Source organism: Halomonas sp. A29 (genome assembly GCF_046723295.1).
Classification (GTDB): Bacteria; Pseudomonadota; Gammaproteobacteria; order Pseudomonadales; family Halomonadaceae; genus Halomonas.
In genome coordinates, this window is the sequence record NZ_JAXQPR010000008.1 from 187,221 (window position 1) to 204,396 (window position 17,176).

The 17,176-nt window shown below is 65.4% G+C and carries 15 protein-coding genes; 5 read left to right on the forward strand and 10 right to left on the reverse strand.

Translation table 11 applies throughout. The annotated features are described in order from the left end of the window. Positions 1 to 45 precede the first annotated feature (45 nt). The 4 genes from SPH52_RS16970 to uxuA are packed head-to-tail and all read left to right on the forward strand — an operon-like array spanning position 46 to position 4,613. Entirely contained in the window at positions 46 to 654 is a 609-nt protein-coding gene (locus SPH52_RS16970; protein WP_411796232.1) for a TRAP transporter small permease, read from the forward strand. After that, complete coding sequence (locus SPH52_RS16975) at positions 645 to 1,928, forward strand: TRAP transporter large permease (protein ID WP_411796233.1); 1,284 nt, start codon at positions 645 to 647, stop codon at positions 1,926 to 1,928. Before SPH52_RS16970 ends, SPH52_RS16975 begins: the two co-directional genes overlap by 10 nt. Next, the gene (locus SPH52_RS16980; RefSeq protein WP_411796234.1) at positions 1,925 to 3,418 is read left to right on the forward strand and encodes a mannitol dehydrogenase family protein; all 1,494 of its coding nucleotides are present in this window, start codon (positions 1,925 to 1,927) and stop codon (positions 3,416 to 3,418) included. The genes SPH52_RS16975 and SPH52_RS16980 overlap by 4 nt, the downstream gene beginning before the upstream one ends. 16 nt (positions 3,419 to 3,434) lie before the next feature. After that, entirely contained in the window at positions 3,435 to 4,613 is a 1,179-nt protein-coding gene (gene uxuA, locus SPH52_RS16985) for a mannonate dehydratase (protein ID WP_411796235.1), read from the forward strand. 72 nt (positions 4,614 to 4,685) lie between these two features. Here uxuA and SPH52_RS16990 read toward each other — a convergent pair whose 3' ends face one another. From SPH52_RS16990 to SPH52_RS17005, 4 genes are all read right to left on the reverse strand, one after another. Further along, positions 4,686 to 6,185, reverse strand: a complete 1,500-nt coding sequence (locus SPH52_RS16990; protein ID WP_411796236.1) for a sodium:solute symporter family protein — start codon at positions 6,183 to 6,185, stop codon at positions 4,686 to 4,688. 142 nt (positions 6,186 to 6,327) lie between these two features. Beyond that, positions 6,328 to 6,720 (reverse strand): RidA family protein, encoded by a 393-nt coding sequence (locus SPH52_RS16995; RefSeq protein ID WP_411796237.1) that lies wholly within the window; start codon positions 6,718 to 6,720, stop codon positions 6,328 to 6,330. Continuing rightward, positions 6,717 to 8,204 (reverse strand): N-acyl-D-amino-acid deacylase family protein, encoded by a 1,488-nt coding sequence (locus SPH52_RS17000; RefSeq protein ID WP_411796238.1) that lies wholly within the window; start codon positions 8,202 to 8,204, stop codon positions 6,717 to 6,719. Before SPH52_RS17000 ends, SPH52_RS16995 begins: the two co-directional genes overlap by 4 nt. Position 8,205: 1 nt before the next feature. Further along, complete coding sequence (locus SPH52_RS17005; RefSeq protein ID WP_411796239.1) at positions 8,206 to 9,069, reverse strand: MurR/RpiR family transcriptional regulator; 864 nt, start codon at positions 9,067 to 9,069, stop codon at positions 8,206 to 8,208. 140 nt (positions 9,070 to 9,209) lie between these two features. Between SPH52_RS17005 and SPH52_RS17010 the strand changes: the two genes are divergently transcribed. Then, on the forward strand, positions 9,210 to 10,430 hold the full coding sequence (locus SPH52_RS17010; protein WP_411796240.1) for an amino acid deaminase: 1,221 nt from the start codon (positions 9,210 to 9,212) through the stop codon (positions 10,428 to 10,430). Between the two features lie 24 nt (positions 10,431 to 10,454). On the opposite strand, the gene SPH52_RS17015 is transcribed toward SPH52_RS17010, so the two are convergent. The 6 genes from SPH52_RS17015 to SPH52_RS17040 are packed head-to-tail and all read right to left on the reverse strand — an operon-like array spanning position 10,455 to position 17,132. Next, complete coding sequence (locus SPH52_RS17015) at positions 10,455 to 12,032, reverse strand: aldehyde dehydrogenase (NADP(+)) (RefSeq protein WP_411796241.1); 1,578 nt, start codon at positions 12,030 to 12,032, stop codon at positions 10,455 to 10,457. A 26-nt stretch (positions 12,033 to 12,058) separates the two neighbouring features. Then, on the reverse strand, positions 12,059 to 13,051 hold the full coding sequence (gene araD1 / locus SPH52_RS17020; protein WP_411796242.1) for an AraD1 family protein: 993 nt from the start codon (positions 13,049 to 13,051) through the stop codon (positions 12,059 to 12,061). 8 nt (positions 13,052 to 13,059) lie between these two features. Then, positions 13,060 to 14,232 carry an L-rhamnonate dehydratase gene (locus SPH52_RS17025; protein ID WP_411796243.1) on the reverse strand — a complete coding sequence of 391 codons (1,173 nt, stop codon included), beginning with the start codon at positions 14,230 to 14,232 and terminating at the stop codon, positions 13,060 to 13,062. A 29-nt stretch (positions 14,233 to 14,261) separates the two neighbouring features. After that, positions 14,262 to 15,287: a 4-hydroxythreonine-4-phosphate dehydrogenase PdxA gene (locus SPH52_RS17030; RefSeq protein WP_411796244.1), complete on the reverse strand. Its 1,026-nt coding sequence runs from the start codon at positions 15,285 to 15,287 to the stop codon at positions 14,262 to 14,264. A gap of 13 nt (positions 15,288 to 15,300) precedes the next feature. Next, positions 15,301 to 16,581, reverse strand: a complete 1,281-nt coding sequence (locus SPH52_RS17035; RefSeq protein ID WP_411796245.1) for a TRAP transporter large permease — start codon at positions 16,579 to 16,581, stop codon at positions 15,301 to 15,303. Further along, complete coding sequence (locus SPH52_RS17040; protein ID WP_411796246.1) at positions 16,578 to 17,132, reverse strand: TRAP transporter small permease; 555 nt, start codon at positions 17,130 to 17,132, stop codon at positions 16,578 to 16,580. Before SPH52_RS17040 ends, SPH52_RS17035 begins: the two co-directional genes overlap by 4 nt. Positions 17,133 to 17,176: the final 44 nt, after the last annotated feature.

The window sequence follows — 17,176 nt, forward strand, 5'->3', positions numbered from 1 at the left end:
CCCGCCCACTCTCCACGGGGTCGACGGGCCCCAGCGAGGATACTCATGGATATTTCCCCGCAGCGTACCGAAGACGTGCCCGATAGCGAGCAGGTGTTAGCCAGCCTCGACGCCCTGTCCGCGGTACCCAGGATCGGGGGGCCGCTGGGCCGTGTCATCGGCTGGGTGGACACCCTCTTCGTACTGCTTGCCAACCTGGCCCTGATAGGTATCGCCGCGACCGTGCTGCTGCAGATCTCGGGCCGGCTGTTCCTGCCGTTCACCCTGTCCTGGACCGAGGAGCTGTCACGCTACCTGTTCATCTACATGGTGGCGCTGGCCGCCGGGGTGGCGATCCGCCGTCATCGGCACGTCAACGTCGAACTCTTCCATCACCTGCTGGGACTGCGCGCCCGTGCCGCCTACCAGGCGCTGATCTGCCTGCTGATCGGCGGCTTCGCCCTGATGGTGCTGCCCGCCGCCTGGCAGTTCGCCCAGAACGGCGCCTGGCAGACCTCGCCCACCCTGAGGGTGCCGATGCTCTACATCTTCTTCTCCACCGTGCTGCTGTTCGCCCTGGTGCTGTTCTATAGCGCCGTCGGCCTCGTCGAAGGCCTGGCCGCCGCTGTGCGGCCTTCGGCCGAAAATGACCGGGAGGGCGCGACATGGAAGTAATCGTGCTGTTCGGCGTGTTCCTGGTACTGCTGGTGCTGGGTCTGCCTATCGCCTTCGCGCTGGGCATCTCGTCGCTCGCCTACCTGCTGCTGGAAGGCATCTCCCTGACCATCGTGCCGCAGCGCATGTATTCGGGCATCGATACCTTCGTGCTGCTGTGCATTCCCGGTTTCGTGCTGGCCGGCAACCTGATGAACGTGGGCAATATCACCGAGCACATTGTGCGCTTCTCGAATGCCTTGGTCGGCCATATTCGCGGAGGGCTGGGCCTGGCCAACGTAGGCGGCTCGATGATCTTCGGCGGCATTTCGGGCACCGCAGTGGCCGATGCCGCCAGCATCGGCTCGGTAATGATTCCCGGCATGGCACGTTCCGGCTACGACAAGCCGTTTGCCGCCGCCGTTACCGCCGCTTCGTCGACCATCGGCCCGATCATTCCGCCCAGCGTACCGATGATCATCGTCGGCTCGCTGGCCGGCGTCTCGGTGGGGCGCATGTTCCTGGCCGGGGCCGTGCCCGGTCTGCTGCTGGGGGTGGCGATGATGATTACCGTCTACCTGCTGGCAGTGAAGCGCGGCTATCCCAAGGAGCGTCGCGCCACCCTGCGCGAGCTACTGCGCGAAGGACGCACGGCGTTCTGGGCGCTGCTGATGACCGCGATCATCCTCTACGGGATCATCGGCGGCTTCTTCACGCCCACCGAGGCGTCCATCGTCGCTAGCCTCTATGCGCTGGTGGTCGGCATGTACGTCTACAAGGGGCTGACCTGGCGCAAGCTGCCGGCGATTCTCACCGACACCGTGCTGACCTCGGCGGCGCTGCTGTTGCTGGTAGGGCTGGCCAACCTGTTCGGCTGGATCCTCACCAGCCAGCAGATCCCCCAGACCATCGCCGCGTTGATCATGTCCATCAGCGACAACCCTATCGTGGTGATTCTGATCATCAACCTGATCCTGCTCTTCGTCGGCGCCTTCATGGAGACCATTGCCGCGCTGATCATCCTGTTCCCGGCGCTGCTCGGCGTGGCCACCGGGGTCGGCATGGACCCGGTGCACTTCGCGGTGATGGCGGTGCTCAACCTGATGATCGGGCTGACCACTCCGCCGGTAGGGGTGTGCCTGTTTGTGGTCGCAGGCATCGGCAAGCTGCAGATGCTCACCGTGGCCCGCGCGATCCTGCCGTTCCTGGTGTGCAACATCGCCGTACTGCTACTGGTGGCCTACGTGCCGGCCATTTCGCTATGGCTTCCCGACCTGTTGATGGGGGCAAGATGAAGGACGTGACCCGCATACCCGCCGCCGCGCCGACCGGGCACATCGGTATCGTTCACCTGGGGCTGGGCGCCTTCCATCGCGCCCACCAGGCGGTCTACCTGGAACGCTATCGCCAGCGCAGCGGCGATGGCGCCTGGGGCGTGAGCAGCGCCAACCTGCGCGGCGGCGTGGCCTTGGTCGATGCGCTGCGTGACGCCGGCTACCACTACCACGTGGCCGAATACACCGATCGCGATCACGTCACCCTGCGCGAGACCGGCGTGATCGAGGAGGCGCTTTTCACGGGGCAGGACAAGCGTGCCGGCCATGAGGGTGACGGTCTGTGGGGACGCGATCTCGAGGCGTTGCTCACGCGCTTGGCGTCTCCCGACACTCGTATCGCCACCCTGACCGTTACCGAGAAGGGCTACTTCCTCAGCCCCGCCGAGGGCAGCCTGCTGCGCGACGATCCGCTGATCGCCCACGACATCGATCATCCGCAGGCACCGCGCAGCGCGCCGGGCATTCTGGTCGAGGCCCTCGCGCGGCGGCGCAATTCTGGAATCCCTCCATTTACGGTGCTGTGCTGCGACAACATGCCCGACAACGGCAGGCGCACGCGAGCGGCCGTGGTGCAGCTCGCCGCCTGTCGCGACGGTGAGCTGGCCGCCTGGATCGAGCGCGAGGTGGCCTTTCCCTGCAGCATGGTCGATCGTATCGTGCCGGCCATGACGGAGGTCGACTTCGAGCGCCTGGCCGAACTGGGCGTCGACGACCCCAATGCGGTAGTAGGCGAGGCCTTCTCGCAGTGGGTGGTGGAGGACGACTTCCCTCTCGGCCGGCCCGCCTGGGAGGCCGAGGGCGTGGAGATGGTCGCCGACGTGGCGCCGTTCGAGACCATGAAGCTGCGCATGCTCAACGGCAGCCATTCTCTGCTCGCATACCTGGGCGCACTGGACGACATCGAGACTGTCTTCGATGCGGTGAGCCGCGACGACCTGTGCAGGCTACTGCGCCGCTATATGCTGGAGGAGGCGGCGCCGACGCTCAGCATGCCCGCAGGGACTGACCTCGACGCTTATGCCGACTCGCTGCTCACGCGCTTCGCCAACGACAGCCTGCGCCATCGCCTGCAGCAGATCGCCATGGACGGCTCGCAGAAGCTGCCCCAGCGCTGGCTGCATGGCGCGCTGGCACGGCTCGAAACGGGAGGCCAGGTGCCATGCACGGCACTCGGCGTGGCGGCATGGATTCGCTATACCTTGGGAGTCGACCTGCACGGCAACGGCTATGCCGTCGACGACCCCATGGCAGCGACGTTCAAGCTGCTGCACGAGGCTCACGGCGAGGATGTCGTGGTTTTGGTGGCTGCCTTCATCGAACTCGACGCCGTGTTTCCGCCAGCATTGGCCGAGCACTCCGGCTTCGCTGCGTCGGTGGTGTCGGCCTATCGTCGCCTGACTACCCTGGGCCTCGACGCCGCGCTCGCGCAGCTCGACGCACCCACCTGATATCGCGAGGACCGTCATGGAACATACCTGGCGCTGGTTCGGCCCCAGCGATCCGATCACCCTCGACGAGATTCGCCAGACCGGTGCCACCGGCATCGTCACGGCGCTTCACGAGATACCCAACGGCATGGCCTGGCCAGTGGAAGCGATTGCCGAGCGCAAGGCGACGATCGAGGCTGCAGGGCTCTCCTGGTCGGTGGTGGAGAGCGTGCCGGTGCACGAGGCGATCAAGCAGGGCACCCCCGAGGGCGAACGCTACATCGCGGCCTATCAGAAGACCCTGCGCAACCTGGCGGCCTGCGGTATCGACATCGTCTGCTACAACTTCATGCCGGTGCTCGACTGGACCCGCACCGACCTCGCCTGGCGCCTGCCGGACGGGGGCCTGGCGCTGCGCTTCGACCAGACGGCCTTCGCCGCCTTCGATCTCTACCTGCTCAGGCGCCCCGGCGCCGAGGCCGAGTACGGCGATGCCGAACAGGCCGAGGCCAGGCGCTACTTCGACGACCTCGATGCCGACGGGCGCGATTCGCTGACCGATACCATCATCGCCGGCCTGCCGGGGGCGGAGGAGCACTATACCCTGGCGCGCTTCCAGGCGGCGCTGGATGGCTACGCCGATATCGGGGCCGAGCGCCTGCGCGAGAACCTGGGGGTTTTCCTGCGCGCCATCGTGCCGGTTGCCGAGGAAGTCGGTATACGACTGGCCATTCATCCGGACGATCCGCCGCGGCCGCTGTTCGGCCTGCCGCGGGTGGTGTCCACGCCGGAGGATGTCCAGTGGTTGCTCGATGCGGCGCCGAGCGAGGCCAATGGCCTGACCCTGTGCACCGGCTCCTACGGCGTTCGCGACGACATCGACCTGGCCGCCATGGCTCGCCGCTTCGGCCCACGCATCTACTTTGCCCATCTGCGCTCGACAAGGCGCGAGGCTTCCGACCCGCGCACCTTTCATGAGGCGCATCATCTGGGTGGCGACGTGGACATGGTGGGCGTTATCTCTGCCCTGGTGGTCGAGGAGCGGCGGCGCGAGCGTGAGGGTGGGCCACGCCTGCCGCTGCGACCGGACCACGGGCACCACATCCTCGACGACCAGCGCCGCAACACGCGCCCTGGCTATCCGCTCTACGGGCGCATGAAGGGGCTCGCCGAGCTGCGCGGCGTGGAGCTGGCGGTGCGGCAGCTGACGAGCTGAAGCCTACCCGGTGAAAACGATATGGCCCCGCCGGGCGTCCGGCGGGGCCATGTCGTGTTGTCACCCTGCGTTTTACTGACCGGGCGCGGCGACCTGGCCTGCAGCGAGGGCCGCATCGGGAACCTGCTCCATGCGCCGACGCTCTTCGTTGAGCACTGCCAGGGCCTGCTCTGGTGTCACTCGGGAGGCCGGTGTGAGCAGGCTGACTGCCACCCCGACGAAGAGCGCTACCGATACCGCCGGTATGCTGGGGTTGCCCCAATAGGCGTTCCAGTCGGCGTTGGCGATGATCGTCAGCGACGTCGCCGAGGCGCTGGCCAGGGTGGCGACCGCACCCTGCCAGTTGTAGCGCGGCCAGAAGCGACCCAGCAGGGCGCAGACGAAGAGCCCGGCCATGATGGTGGCGATCATGCGGGTGATATAGGTGATCACGTTGTCCGAGGTCAGGGCGAACGCCAGCGCCAGGCCGATGGTGGCGACCAGGGCGATGCGGGAGAAGCGCACCACGTTGCGGGCGGAGGGGGCCCGGCCGGTGGCCAGCACGTAGATGTCGCGCATCAGCGTGGAGACCCCGGCGATGGCGTCCGAGCTGGCACTGGACATGGTCGCCGAGAGACCGGCCACCAGCAGCAGCAGGCCGAGCCCCAGGGGCAACACCTCGGTGGCGAGGAAGGGGAAGGCGTAGTTGCTGTTCTCTAGACCGGGATTGAGCGCATGGGTGGCCATGCCGATGATCGCTGGAATGATCGAGAAGCCCAGGTAGAGCACGCCGGTGATGACGAACGAGCGACGCACGGAGGAGACCGACTCACCTGAGTAGATGCGTTGGCGGAACGAGGGGGTGGCGAGCACGCCGACGGCAATGACCGCCGCCAGCGACAGCGCCGGCAGGCCACCGATCGCCCCGATGCCGAGGAAGCTGGCCGCACCGGCGTCCATTCCCGCGGTCAGCCCCGAGAAGCCGCCGACCTCGACCAGGGCAAGCACGGCCATCAGCAGGAAGCCGGCGAAGAGGATGACCGCCTGCACGGTATCGGTCCACACCACGGCGAAGTAGCCGCCGATCACGCAGTAGATGCCGAAGCCCAGGGCCACCAGGACGCGCGCGGTGTTGAGATCGATGCCCGCCATCCAGGAGAGATAGAGCCCACCGCCCAGGATGTGTGCGCCCAGCCAGCCGATGCAGGCGATATAGATCAGTACCGCCACCAGGTTGCGCACCAGGCGGTTGGCGCCCACGTAGTAGGCGAGTTCCTCGCTCATGGTCATGAAGCGCAGCTGGCGCACCGGGGCGAACAGCAGCGCCAACAGCAGCACCCCGACGGCACCGCCGATGCCGTACAGCGCCCCGGCCCAGCCGTTGGCGTAGCCGAAGCCCACTGCCCCCATGCTCGAACCGGTGCCGACCATGGTGGCTACGGTGGTGCCGATGGTGAGGAATAGCGGCACGCTGCGCCCGCCGAGCAGGAAGTCGTCGCCGCTGCCGCGCTTGTGGCGGGAGATCCACCAGCCGAAGCCGATCATGGCGACGACGTACACCAGAAAGGTGGCAAGGAATATTTGACTGTTCATGGTAGCCTCTTGTCGTTGTTTGCCCGGCCGTTGCCGCGGTCGGGGTAAGCAATGTCACGATTGCCGGCGGGTCGGTCTTGTCTTGTGAGGCCCCGCCGGCGATCCGGTGTCGTGCCCTTGCCGGGGCACGACACCCCCTTTCTTACGTCCGGTCACGCCGGAAGCACTTCACGTCCACCTCCACCTTGCAGTCCACCACCAGGTCCTGGACGCTGCAGATGCGCGCCGGTGGGTTGTCGCCGAACACGTCGCGAAACACCTTGTTGAACGACGAGAAATAGCGCGCATCGGTGAGCACCGCCGTTACGTGCACCACGTCCTCAACGCAGTAACCGGCCTCGCGCATGATCGTCAGGCAGTTGTCAAAGGCGAGCCGGGTCTGCTCGACGATGCCGCCTTCGACCACCTCGCCGTCTCGCATCGGCGTCTGGCCCGAGACGTAGAGCCAGCCGCCGGCTTCCACTGCACGGGCGAACGGCAGCTTCTGTCCGCCGGTACCGACGCCGCCTTCGACGCCGTAACGGGTAATGCTCATGAAGATTCCTCCATGGAGTGGGTGTGAGGGGAACGCGTATCGGTAATGCGATTCGTACGGCGCAGCATGCGCCCGGCACGCTCGCCAGTAGCTGCGCCCTGGTGATAGCCAATGACACCGTTGACCATGACCATCTCGATGCCTCGTGCCGGGGCGATGGGAGTGTCGTAATCGGCGACGTCCTCGAGGATCGTGAGGTCGAACAGCGTCAGGTCGGCGTAAGCCCCGGGGCGGATCACGCCGCGGTCGTCGAGGCCGAAGTTGGCGGCCGACAAACCGGTCATCTTGCGCACCGCCTCGGCCAGGGACATCAGGCCCAGGTCGCGGCTGTAGCGCGCCAGCACGCGGGGAAAGGCGCCCCACAGCCGCGGGTGCGGATGTGGGTCGTTGGGCAGGCCGTCGGAGCCGACCATCGACAGCGGATGGGCTAGCACCCGGCGCATGTCGTCCTCGCTCATGTTGTGGTAGACCGCGCCGGCCGGTTGCAGGCGCTGCGCCGCGTCCAGCAGCGACACGCCCCAGTCGGCGGCGATGTCCGCGAGCGGTCGGCGGGCCTGCTCGGGATGCGGTTCGGACCAGGTGATGACGATCTCGATCTCGTCGGTGACCTGCCCCAGGTCGAGGGTCGAGGAGCCTGCCGTGTAGGGGTAGCAGTCGCAATGGGCGCACTGGTGCCGGGCCGCCACTTCGAGCTTTTCCAGGGCACGGGGCGCCCCGCCCCAGTTGCCGGCGCCGGCGCACTTCAGGTGGGAGATCACCAGCGGCACTCGGCCGTGACGTGCGGTGGCGAAGGCTTCGTCCATGGCCTCGAACAGCCCGGCGAATTCATCACGCAAGTGAGTGGTGTAGACGCCGCCGGCCCGGCCCACTGCGGCCACCAGCGCTTCCATTTCAGCCGTAGGGGCATGAAAGGCGTTGCGATAGGCGAGACCCGAACTCAACCCCAGCGCGCCTTCGCCGAGCGCTTGGCGCAGCAGGCGCTCCATTCCGGTGATTTCCGCATCGCTGGCGGGGCGAGCGAAGTCGTCCATCACCTGACTGCGCAGGCTGGTATGGCCCACCAGGGCGGCGACGTTGACGCTGGGGGTCGTCGTCTCCACTGCTTCGGCATAGGCGGCGAAGCTTGGATAGCGGAAATCCTCGGCCTGGCCCAGCAGGTTCATGGGGTCGGGCACCTCGCCCGCGAGGGTCACCGGGCTTGCGCTGATGCCGCAGTTGCCCACCACCACCGTGGTCACCCCTTGGGAGAGCTTGGGTAGCATCTCGGGGGTGCGAATCACGTTGGTATCGTCGTGGGTGTGCACGTCGATGAAGCCCGGAGTCAGATAGCGACCGTCGGCGTCGATCACCTCGTCGGCATGGGCGCTGGCCAGGTCGCCCACCGCGGCAATACGATCGCCGTGCACAGCCAGGTCGGCACGAAAGGGGGCGGCGCCGGTCCCGTCGACGATCCAGGCGTTGCGGATCAGCAGGTCGTAGCGCATGTCAGTCTCCCAGCGGCTGGCGATTGTCGCCGCCGCGATGGGCATCCAGGGTGAGTTTCAGGCGCCGCAGCTTGTCGCGGGAGCGTTCGCGGTGGCGCAGGGCGAGCTCCAGGGCCAGCACGTCGATGGCGGCGAGCATGGCGTAACGCGACGCCGAAGGGTGGTAGATGAAGTCGGTCTCGCGAGCCGCTACCGGCAGCATCACGTCGGCGTTTTCCGCCAAGGGCGAACCCGGTGCGGTGATCGCCACGACCTGGGCACCGTACTGGCGGGCGATGCGTGCCGATTCCACCATTTCCGGCGTATAGCCGGTCACCGAGAGCACCACTACCACGTCTTCAGGATCGAGGGTCGAGGCCACCATGCGCGGCAGCAGGGCCTGGGGGTAGGCGCTGATCGCGTAGCCGAGACGCACCAGGCGGAACTGCATCTCCTGAGCCAGCATGCTGGAGCCGCCGCCGGCGCCGAAGACGAGAATCTGGCGGGCGGCATCGAGCCGATCCACGGCGCCGGCCACATCGGCCTGGGCCATCAGGTCGCGGTTCACCGCCAGGGTCTGGGTGGCGATTTCGTAGACCGCGGCGGGGCCGTCCTCGGGAGCCGATTCCTGAATGAAGCGCCGGCCCGCGGCTAGTGATCGTGTCAGGCGGGTCTTGAGATCGCGCACGTTGTTGCAACCCGCGGCGCGGGCGAAGCGGGTCACGCTGGCATCGCTCACGCCGGCCCGGGCAGCGATCTCGCTGATGCTGGCCTCGGTGACGAAGTCGATATCGGCGAAGATCAGCTCGGCGACTTTCTTTTCAGCGTCACGCAGGCTGGCGAAGTCCGCCGTAATGCGGGAGAGGATGTCGATCTCTTGGCTCACCGAAGGGCTCCTGTGTCTTGCCTCGCTTGAAAAATATGTTAGTTTATAACCAATCGTCAAGTTGTTGTGAAAATAACTATCAGACGGTCGAGTCAAGAGCGAATCAAGAGGAGGTATTCATGCAAGAAGCGGGGAGCAGCATGGCGAAGGGAACTGGCACTGAAAGCGGAGGCGTCGACAAGGGAACCGTCGAGCTGGGGGCCGACCTGTTGAGCGGAGTCAGTCTGCCGGCGGCGGTGCTTCATGAGGCGCCGCTGGCGCACAATCTGGCGTGGATGCAGTGCTTCGCCGAGGCCCACGGCGCTCGCCTGGCGCCGCACGGCAAGACCACCATGACGCCGGCCCTGTTCCGGCGTCAGCTCAAGGCCGGGGCATGGGGCATCACCCTGGCCACGGCACCCCAGTGCCGTGCCGCCTTCACCCATGGCGTGCAACGCCTGCTGATGGCCAATCAACTGGTGGGGCGGGCCAACATGGCCATGGTGGCGGAGCTGGTCGCAGCCGGCGCCGACTTCTACTGCGTGGTGGATGGGGTCGATAACGTGCGCCAACTGGGCCGCTTCTTCGCCGAGCGCAACCTGCACCTGGCGGTGCTGATCGAACTGGGCGTACCGGGCGGTCGCTGCGGCTGTCGCAGCCAGGAGGCCGTGCAGGCCCTGGCCGAGGCCGTCGCGGCTGAACCGGCCCTGGTCCTCGCCGGGCTGGAGGGCTACGAGGGTGTTGTACACGGCGAGGACCCCGCCGCTGCGGTGCGCGACTATGCCCAGCGTCTGGTCGAGACCGCGCTGGCGCTGGATGCGGCAGGGCGATTCGATGTGGCCGAGCCCATCATCACCGCCTCAGGCTCCGCTTGGTACGACCTGATTGCCGAAGCGTTCCAGGCCGCTTCGCTACAGGATCGCTTCGTGCCGGTGCTGCGTCCGGGCTGCTACGTGGTGCACGACCATGGCCTCTATCGTGAGGCCCAGCGCGATGTGCTGATGCGGCGCCCTGACCTGCAGCATGGGCTCGAGCCGGCGCTGGAAGTGTTTGCCCAGGTACAATCGCTGCCCGAGCCTGGCCTGGCGATCGTTGCCCTGGGCAAGCGTGACATCGGTCATGACCAACTGCCGGTGCCCCTGCGTCGCTACCGCGAAGGAGGCGCTCCGGACGCAACGCTCTCTGTCGCAGGATGGCAGGTGGCCAAGCTGATGGACCAGCACACCTTCGTGCAACTGCCCGGAGACGCCGACGATATCGGCGTTGGCGATATCGTCGCCTTTGGTGCTTCCCATCCATGCCTCACCTTCGACAAGTGGCGCCAGCTGCTGCTGGTGGATGAGGCGCTGGAGGTCAAGGACAGCCTGGCCACCTGCTTCTAGTCGGCTTGAGGCGCAGGCTTCATTTCACACCTCGCGCTTGCCGTCGACCAGCCGCGACACACTCCAGGGGTTGCCGTCACGCAGCGGCTCGGGCAGCAGGCCCTCGGGCAGGGCCTGGTAGCACACCGGGCGCAGGAAGCGGAAGATCGCCGCGCTGCCCACCGAGGTGGTACGGCTGTCGGAGGTGGCCGGGTAGGGCCCGCCGTGAACCATGGCGTGACACACCTCGACCCCGGTGGGCCAGCCGTTGGCCAGAATCCGGCCCGCCTTGCGCTCGAGGATCGGCAGCAGTTGTTTCGCTGCGTCCAGGTCGCCGTCGTCCATCTGCAGGGTGGCGGTGAGCTGGCCTTCGAGCTGGCCGGCTACGCGCTTCACGTCCTCCAGGTCGGCGCACTCGATCACCAGCGAGGTGGCGCCGAACACTTCTTCCTGAAGTTCGGTCTCGTTCAAGAAGTCGTTCGCTGTGGTGACGAACAGCCCCGCCTGGCACGGGTGGGCCGATTCGCCCACCTGGCCGCGAGCGACCTCCCTGACCTTGCTGTTACTCGCCAGCCGGCCCACGCCCTGCTCGTAGGCGGCGTGGATGCCCGGGGTGAGCATGGTCTGGGCGGCGCTCTGCTTCACCGCATCCGCCGCGGCCTCGATGAAGGCGGAAAGCGCGGGACCCTTCACCGCGATCACCAGGCCCGGGTTGGTGCAGAACTGCCCGGCGCCCATGTTGAGCGAGGCGACGAAGCCCTCGGCGAGCTGGGCACCGCGTGCCTTGAGGGCCTCGGGCAGCAGGAGCACCGGGTTGATCGAACTCATCTCGGCGTAGACCGGGATCGGCTGCGGACGCGATTGGGCGGTCTTCATCAGCGCCGTGCCGCCGCCGCGGGAGCCGGTGAAGCCCACCGCCTGGATGCGCGGGTCACTGACCAGCGCCTGGCCGATCTCGCTGCCCGAGCCGAACAGCAGCGAGAACACCCCTTCGGGCAGGCCGCACTTCTCCACCGCCTGCTGTACCGCACGGCCGACCAGCTCCGAGGTACCGGGGTGGGCGGAGTGGCCCTTGACGATCACCGGGCAGCCGGCGGCCAGCGCCGAGGCGGTATCGCCACCGGCCACCGAGAAGGCCAGCGGGAAGTTCGAGGCACCGAACACCGCCACCGGGCCGAGCGGAATGTGGCGCTGGCGCAGGTCAGCGCGGGGCAGCGGCTGACGCTCGGGCAGGGCCGGGTCGATACGCAGATCGAGAAATTCGCCGGCGCGCACCACGGAAGCGAACAGGCGCAGCTGGCCGCAGGTACGGCCGCGCTCGCCCTCGAGGCGCGCCCGGGGCAGGCCGGTTTCCAACATGGCGCGCTCGATCAATGCGTCGCCGATGGCTTCGATCTCGGAGGCGACCGTCTCGAGAAACGCCGCACGCTGCTCCAGCGTGGTCTCGCGGTAAGTGCCGAACGCTGTCTCGGCCAGCTCACAGGCGCGCTCGACCTCGGCGGCAGTGCCGCCCCTATAGGTGGGCTCGAGAGTCTCGCCGGTGGCGGGGTTGACGCCATTGATGGGCTTGGAACTGCCGCTGACGGCCTCGCGGCCGATCAGCATCTTGCCTTCCAGGGTCATAAATAAACTCCTTGTCTGTTGCACCCCTAAAGCGATTTCACGTCGATAGGGACACTGTTCGCCTCAAAGCGTAGTGGATTGCGCAGGGGGCGACCGAACTCGGTCAGGCTGATTTCGAAGCGATCGCCGTCGCGGGTCTGGACGCCGTCGGCGAAGCTCAGGGTGGCGGTGCCGAAGAAGTGCACGTGCACGTCGCCGGGACGACGAAAGCCCGAATACTTGAAGTGGTGATACTCCAGGTTGGCCAGGCTGTGGGCCATGTTGGCCTCGCCGGTGAGGAACGGCTTCTCCCACACCGTCTCGTTGCCGCGCACGATTCGGCTGGTGCCTTCCAGATGCTTGGGCAACTCATCGATCAAAAGTTCCGGACCAAAGCTGCAAGCGCGCAGCTTGGAGTGGGCCAGCCACAGGTAGTTGAAGCGTTCGGTCACATGGTCGGAGAATTCGTTGCCGATGGCGTAGCCCACCCGCCAGGGCTGGCCGTCAACGCCGATCACGTAGAGACCGGCCAGTTCCGGCTCCTCGCCAGCATCCTCGGCGAAGTGCGGCACGGGGATCTCCGCTTCGGGAGCCACCACGCAGGCGCCGTCGCCCTTGTAGAACCACTCCGGCTGGGCGCCGGTCTCGCCGGGGGCGGGCTTGCCGCCCTCGATACCGAGCTTGAACATGCGCATGGAGTCGGTCAGTTGCTCGTCACTCTGCTGGGTCTTGGCATGCATGGCCGAGCGCGTATCGGCGCTGCCCAGATGGGTCAGGCCGGTGCCGGTTACCAGGCAGTGCGCCGGGTCGGGGTGGGTCAGCGGCGGCAGCAGGCGTTTCTCGTCGATCAACTGCTGGTAGTCGATCAGGTCGTCGTCAAGCCGAACGTCGATCACCGCCTGAAGAGACTGTCCGCTGGCAATGGCCAAGCGCGCCAGGGCGTAGATGCCTCCATCGAGACGAATCGGTCTGACGGCCTCATCGCTCTCCACCAGGGCGGCGCGCGGCTGCCCCTCCTCGAGATACTGGATCAGTCGCATGGTCGGCTTCACTCGATGATATGGAATTGATCGAAGTATTTTTCGTTAAGCGTCAGGCCCAGACCCGGCGTGTCATCGTCGAGATCGAGGAAGCCGTTGACCGGCTCGGGGTCGCCCTCGAACAGGTAATAGAACAGCTCGTTGCCGATCTCCACGTCGTGTACCGGGAAGAACTCGGACATCGGCGAGGCCAGCGTCGACATGGTCAGATGATAGTTGTGCATCTGACCGGCATGCGGGATGACCGGCACGCTGAACGACTCGGCAATGGCATTGATCTTGTGCGCAGCGGTGATGCCGCCGACACGGTTGGTGTCGTACTGGATCACCGATACCGCACGTTTTTCCAGCAACTGACGGAAGCCGTAGGAGGTGAACTCATGCTCGCCGCCGGAGATCGGAATGCTGGTAAGCCGGTTGAGCTCGGCGTAGCCATCGATGTCGTCGGCAAGTACCGGCTCCTCTAGCCAGCGTGGCTGGAAGCGCTCCAGCTTGGGCAGCATGCGCTTGGCGTACTCCAGGTTCCAGCCCATGTAGCACTCGAGCATCAGGTCGATGTCTTCGCCGATTACTTCGCGCACCGCAGCCACGCTGTTGAGGTTCTCACGCATGCCGACAGGGCCATCCTTGGGACCGTAGCCGAAGCGCATCTTCATCGCCGTGAAGCCCTGGTCGAGATAGGACTGGGCCTCGTCCTGCATGCTCTTGAGGTCGGTGCGGTAGAGCTTGGAGGCGTAGCAGGGGATCTTCTCCTTGGTACGACCGCCGAGCAGCTTGAAGACCGGCTTGCCTACCGCCTTGCCCATGATGTCCCAGATGGCAATGTCGACGCCGGAGATCGCCGCCATGCCAATTCCCTTGCGCCCCCAGGCATGGGTCGCGCGGTACATGCGCTGCCACAGGTACTCGTAGTCGAAGGGGTCCTGTCCGATCACCAGCGGTGCCAGGTACTGATCGATGATCGCCTTGGCAATACGCGGCGCCAGGGCAACGTTACCGAGGCCGATGATGCCGCTGTCGGTTTCGATCTCCACCGTGGTCCAGCCGTGGAAACGGAAGGTACCCATGGAGTCACCACGATCCCAAAGCTCATCCATGGCGTTGGAGCAGAAGTGCGGCTGGGCCGGCACGGTATGACCCTTCCATTCGAAGACACGAGTACGGACGCGAGTAATTTTCATTGTGACTTTCCTATCTCGAGAGTTGGCGCTCACGCGTGGGTGGCAAGGCGCTGCTGGCGAAGGTTCTTGCCCATGCGGCTGGCAATGGCGAAGGCGTTTCGGATCGGGCCGACATTGGCCTTGCCCTGTCCGGCGATATCGAACGCGGTGCCATGGGCGGGCGTGGTGATAGGAATGGGCAAACCACCCTGGACGGTCACTCCTTCCATGAACCCCAGTAGCTTGATGGCGATCTGGCCTTGGTCGTGGTACATGGTGACCACCGCATCGAACTCACCGTCGCGAGCCTTGATGAACAGCGTATCGGCGGGAAACGGGCCGCTGACCGGATAGCCTTGGGCGCGGCAAGCCTCGACGGCGGGAGCGATGACATCAATCTCTTCGCGCCCGCAGGTGCCTCCCTCACCGCCGTGGGGGTTGAAGGCCGCCACGGCAACACGAGGCGCGGCATTTCCGGCCAACTGCAGCGAGTCGTAGATCAACCGGCTGGCCGCCACGATACGCTCTTCGGTGATATAGTCGGCGGCATCCTTAAGAGGGATGTGTGACGAGATACGGGCGGTCCAGAGGTTGCCCAACGTATTGAATTCGCAGAAATACTCGTTGACGTTGAGGTAGTCGGCAAAGAAGTGCAACTCGTCTTCGTATTTGAGGCCGCCCTTCTTCATCGAGAACTTGTTGAGTGGCGCGAAGCAGATGGCATCCACGTCGCCGGCCAGCGCGGCGTCCATGCAGCGTGTCAGCAGCGCCAGCACCGAGGCGCCACCGGCGGCGGTCTCCTCCGCGTAGCCGACCTCTCCCTCGGAGAGCGTGTCCATCGCCAGGAATACCGGGCCGGAATGACGACGCGCTTCGGCGAACTCGCTTACCTCGGGCAGCGAGTGGCTGATGCCGGCCACTCGCTGTCCCTCCTGCCACAGCCAGCGGTCGCCGAGCAGCACGGTATGGACGTCGTCGAAAAGATCCTTTTCATTGAATAACCTGGCCACCAGCTCCGGACCGATGCCGGCGGGGTCACCGAGAATGACGGCAATAACTGGGCGTGAATCGTTCATGAGTCGCTCCTGCTCAGTAGAAGAGGTCAACGAGGTAAAGCGGAATCGCCGGGATATAGGTCACCAGCAGCAAGACGATGAACAGCACCCCGATCATCGGCATATTGACTCGGGTGGTATTCCACATGTCGGTCTTGGCAATCGAGCAAGCCGTTGCCAGCACCGAGGCCACCGGCGGCGTCTGCTGGCCGATCGCCAGGTTGAGGGTGAGAATCAGGCCAAAGTGAATGGGGTCGATACCGATCTGGTGCACCAGCGGCATGACGATGGGGACCACCAGGATGATCGCCGCGGCACCATGCAGGAACATCCCGAGCAACAGCAGCAGAATATTGAGTAGGGCCAGTACTGCGATGGGGTTCTCGGTCAACATGGTGATCTGCCGCGCCAGTTGCTGGGGCAACTGCATCTCCGTCAGGAACAGTCCCAGTACCGCGGAGGTGGCGACCAGCAGCATTACCACCGCGGTCTGGATGACACCCTCGTTGACCGCCCGATAGAGCATCTTCCAGTTGAACTCTCGGTAGATCAGCCCGCCTATGACGAGGGCCGCCAGTACCGCGATACCGGCCCCCTCGGTGGCAGTGACGAAGCCGCCGAAGATCCCGCCAAGAATGATCACCGGCAGCAGCAGCGCCCAGGCGGCCTCCTTGAATGCCTTGCCCAGACGACCCAGTGAAAAGGCCTCTTCCCGCGGCAAGTCGTACTTCACCGCGTAGTAGTAGCAGAAGCAGGCGAGCCCGAAGCCGCCCAGGATGCCGGGAATGATGCCGGCCACGAAAAGTTGAACGATGGAGACTTCGGCGATGGCGCCATACAGAATCATCGAAAGCGAGGGAGGGATGATGACCGCCAACGAGGCCGATGAGGAGGTGATGGCGGCGGAAAACTCCGGATTGTACTTCTTGCGCTTCATCTCGGGGATCAGCACCGAGCCGGTGGCCGCTACGTCGGCAACGGCCGAGCCGGATATCTCGGCAAAGAACATCGATACCCCGACGTTGACCATTGCCAGGCCTCCTCGCACGAAGCCGACCAGCGCCGTGACCAGGTTGATCAGCCGGGTCGAAATTCCCGAGGTGTTCATCAGCGCCCCGGCAAAAATGAACAACGGAATGGCGATCAATGGGAAGTTGGTGGCGCCATTGAATAGCGTCAGCGGCACATTGAGCAGATACTGCGGCCCCATATTGATGTAGACACCAGCGACCCCCACCACCCCAATCGCTACGGCAATGGGTACGTTGATCAGCACCAAGGCAAACAGTGCAGCGATAACGATCAGCAGAATCATGAACGGTTCTCCTTGAGGTCTTCTTCGGCCAGGCGGATCGCCTCCTCAATGGCCTCGTGCTCGCTGTCCACACCGGCGCGCATCTTTTGCCAGGCCTCGGGCAGCGTCAGGCACTCGCAAATGATGAACAGGGCCGCACTGATGGGTATGGCCGACTGGGTGACGGTCAGGCTGATGCTAGGCAGCGATACCAGGCGGTCCCAGGCCAGTATTTCGAAGACTTGGTAGCCGTAGTAGGCGATCACGGCGAAGAAACCGATGACGAGGGCTTCACTGATCACGAACAGGGACATTCGCAGCGCCGGGGGAGCGCTGCTGACGATGCCTGGAAACCCCATGTGGGCACGCTTGAGTGCCGCCAGATTCGCGCCATAGAAGGTCAACCAGGCCAACCCGATGGAGGCCACTTCGTCATACCAGGCGATCGAACTGCCGAAGGTCCGGAAGGCCACGGCAGCGAGCACGATGGAGGTCAGGGCCAGCAGCAGGAAAATGGTGAAGACTTCCAGCAGCTTTTCCAGCAGATAGCGTATGCGGTCAATCAGGACCATGGTGTTGCTCTCTTGCGGAAATAGGAGGGCGCCCGTGGGACGCC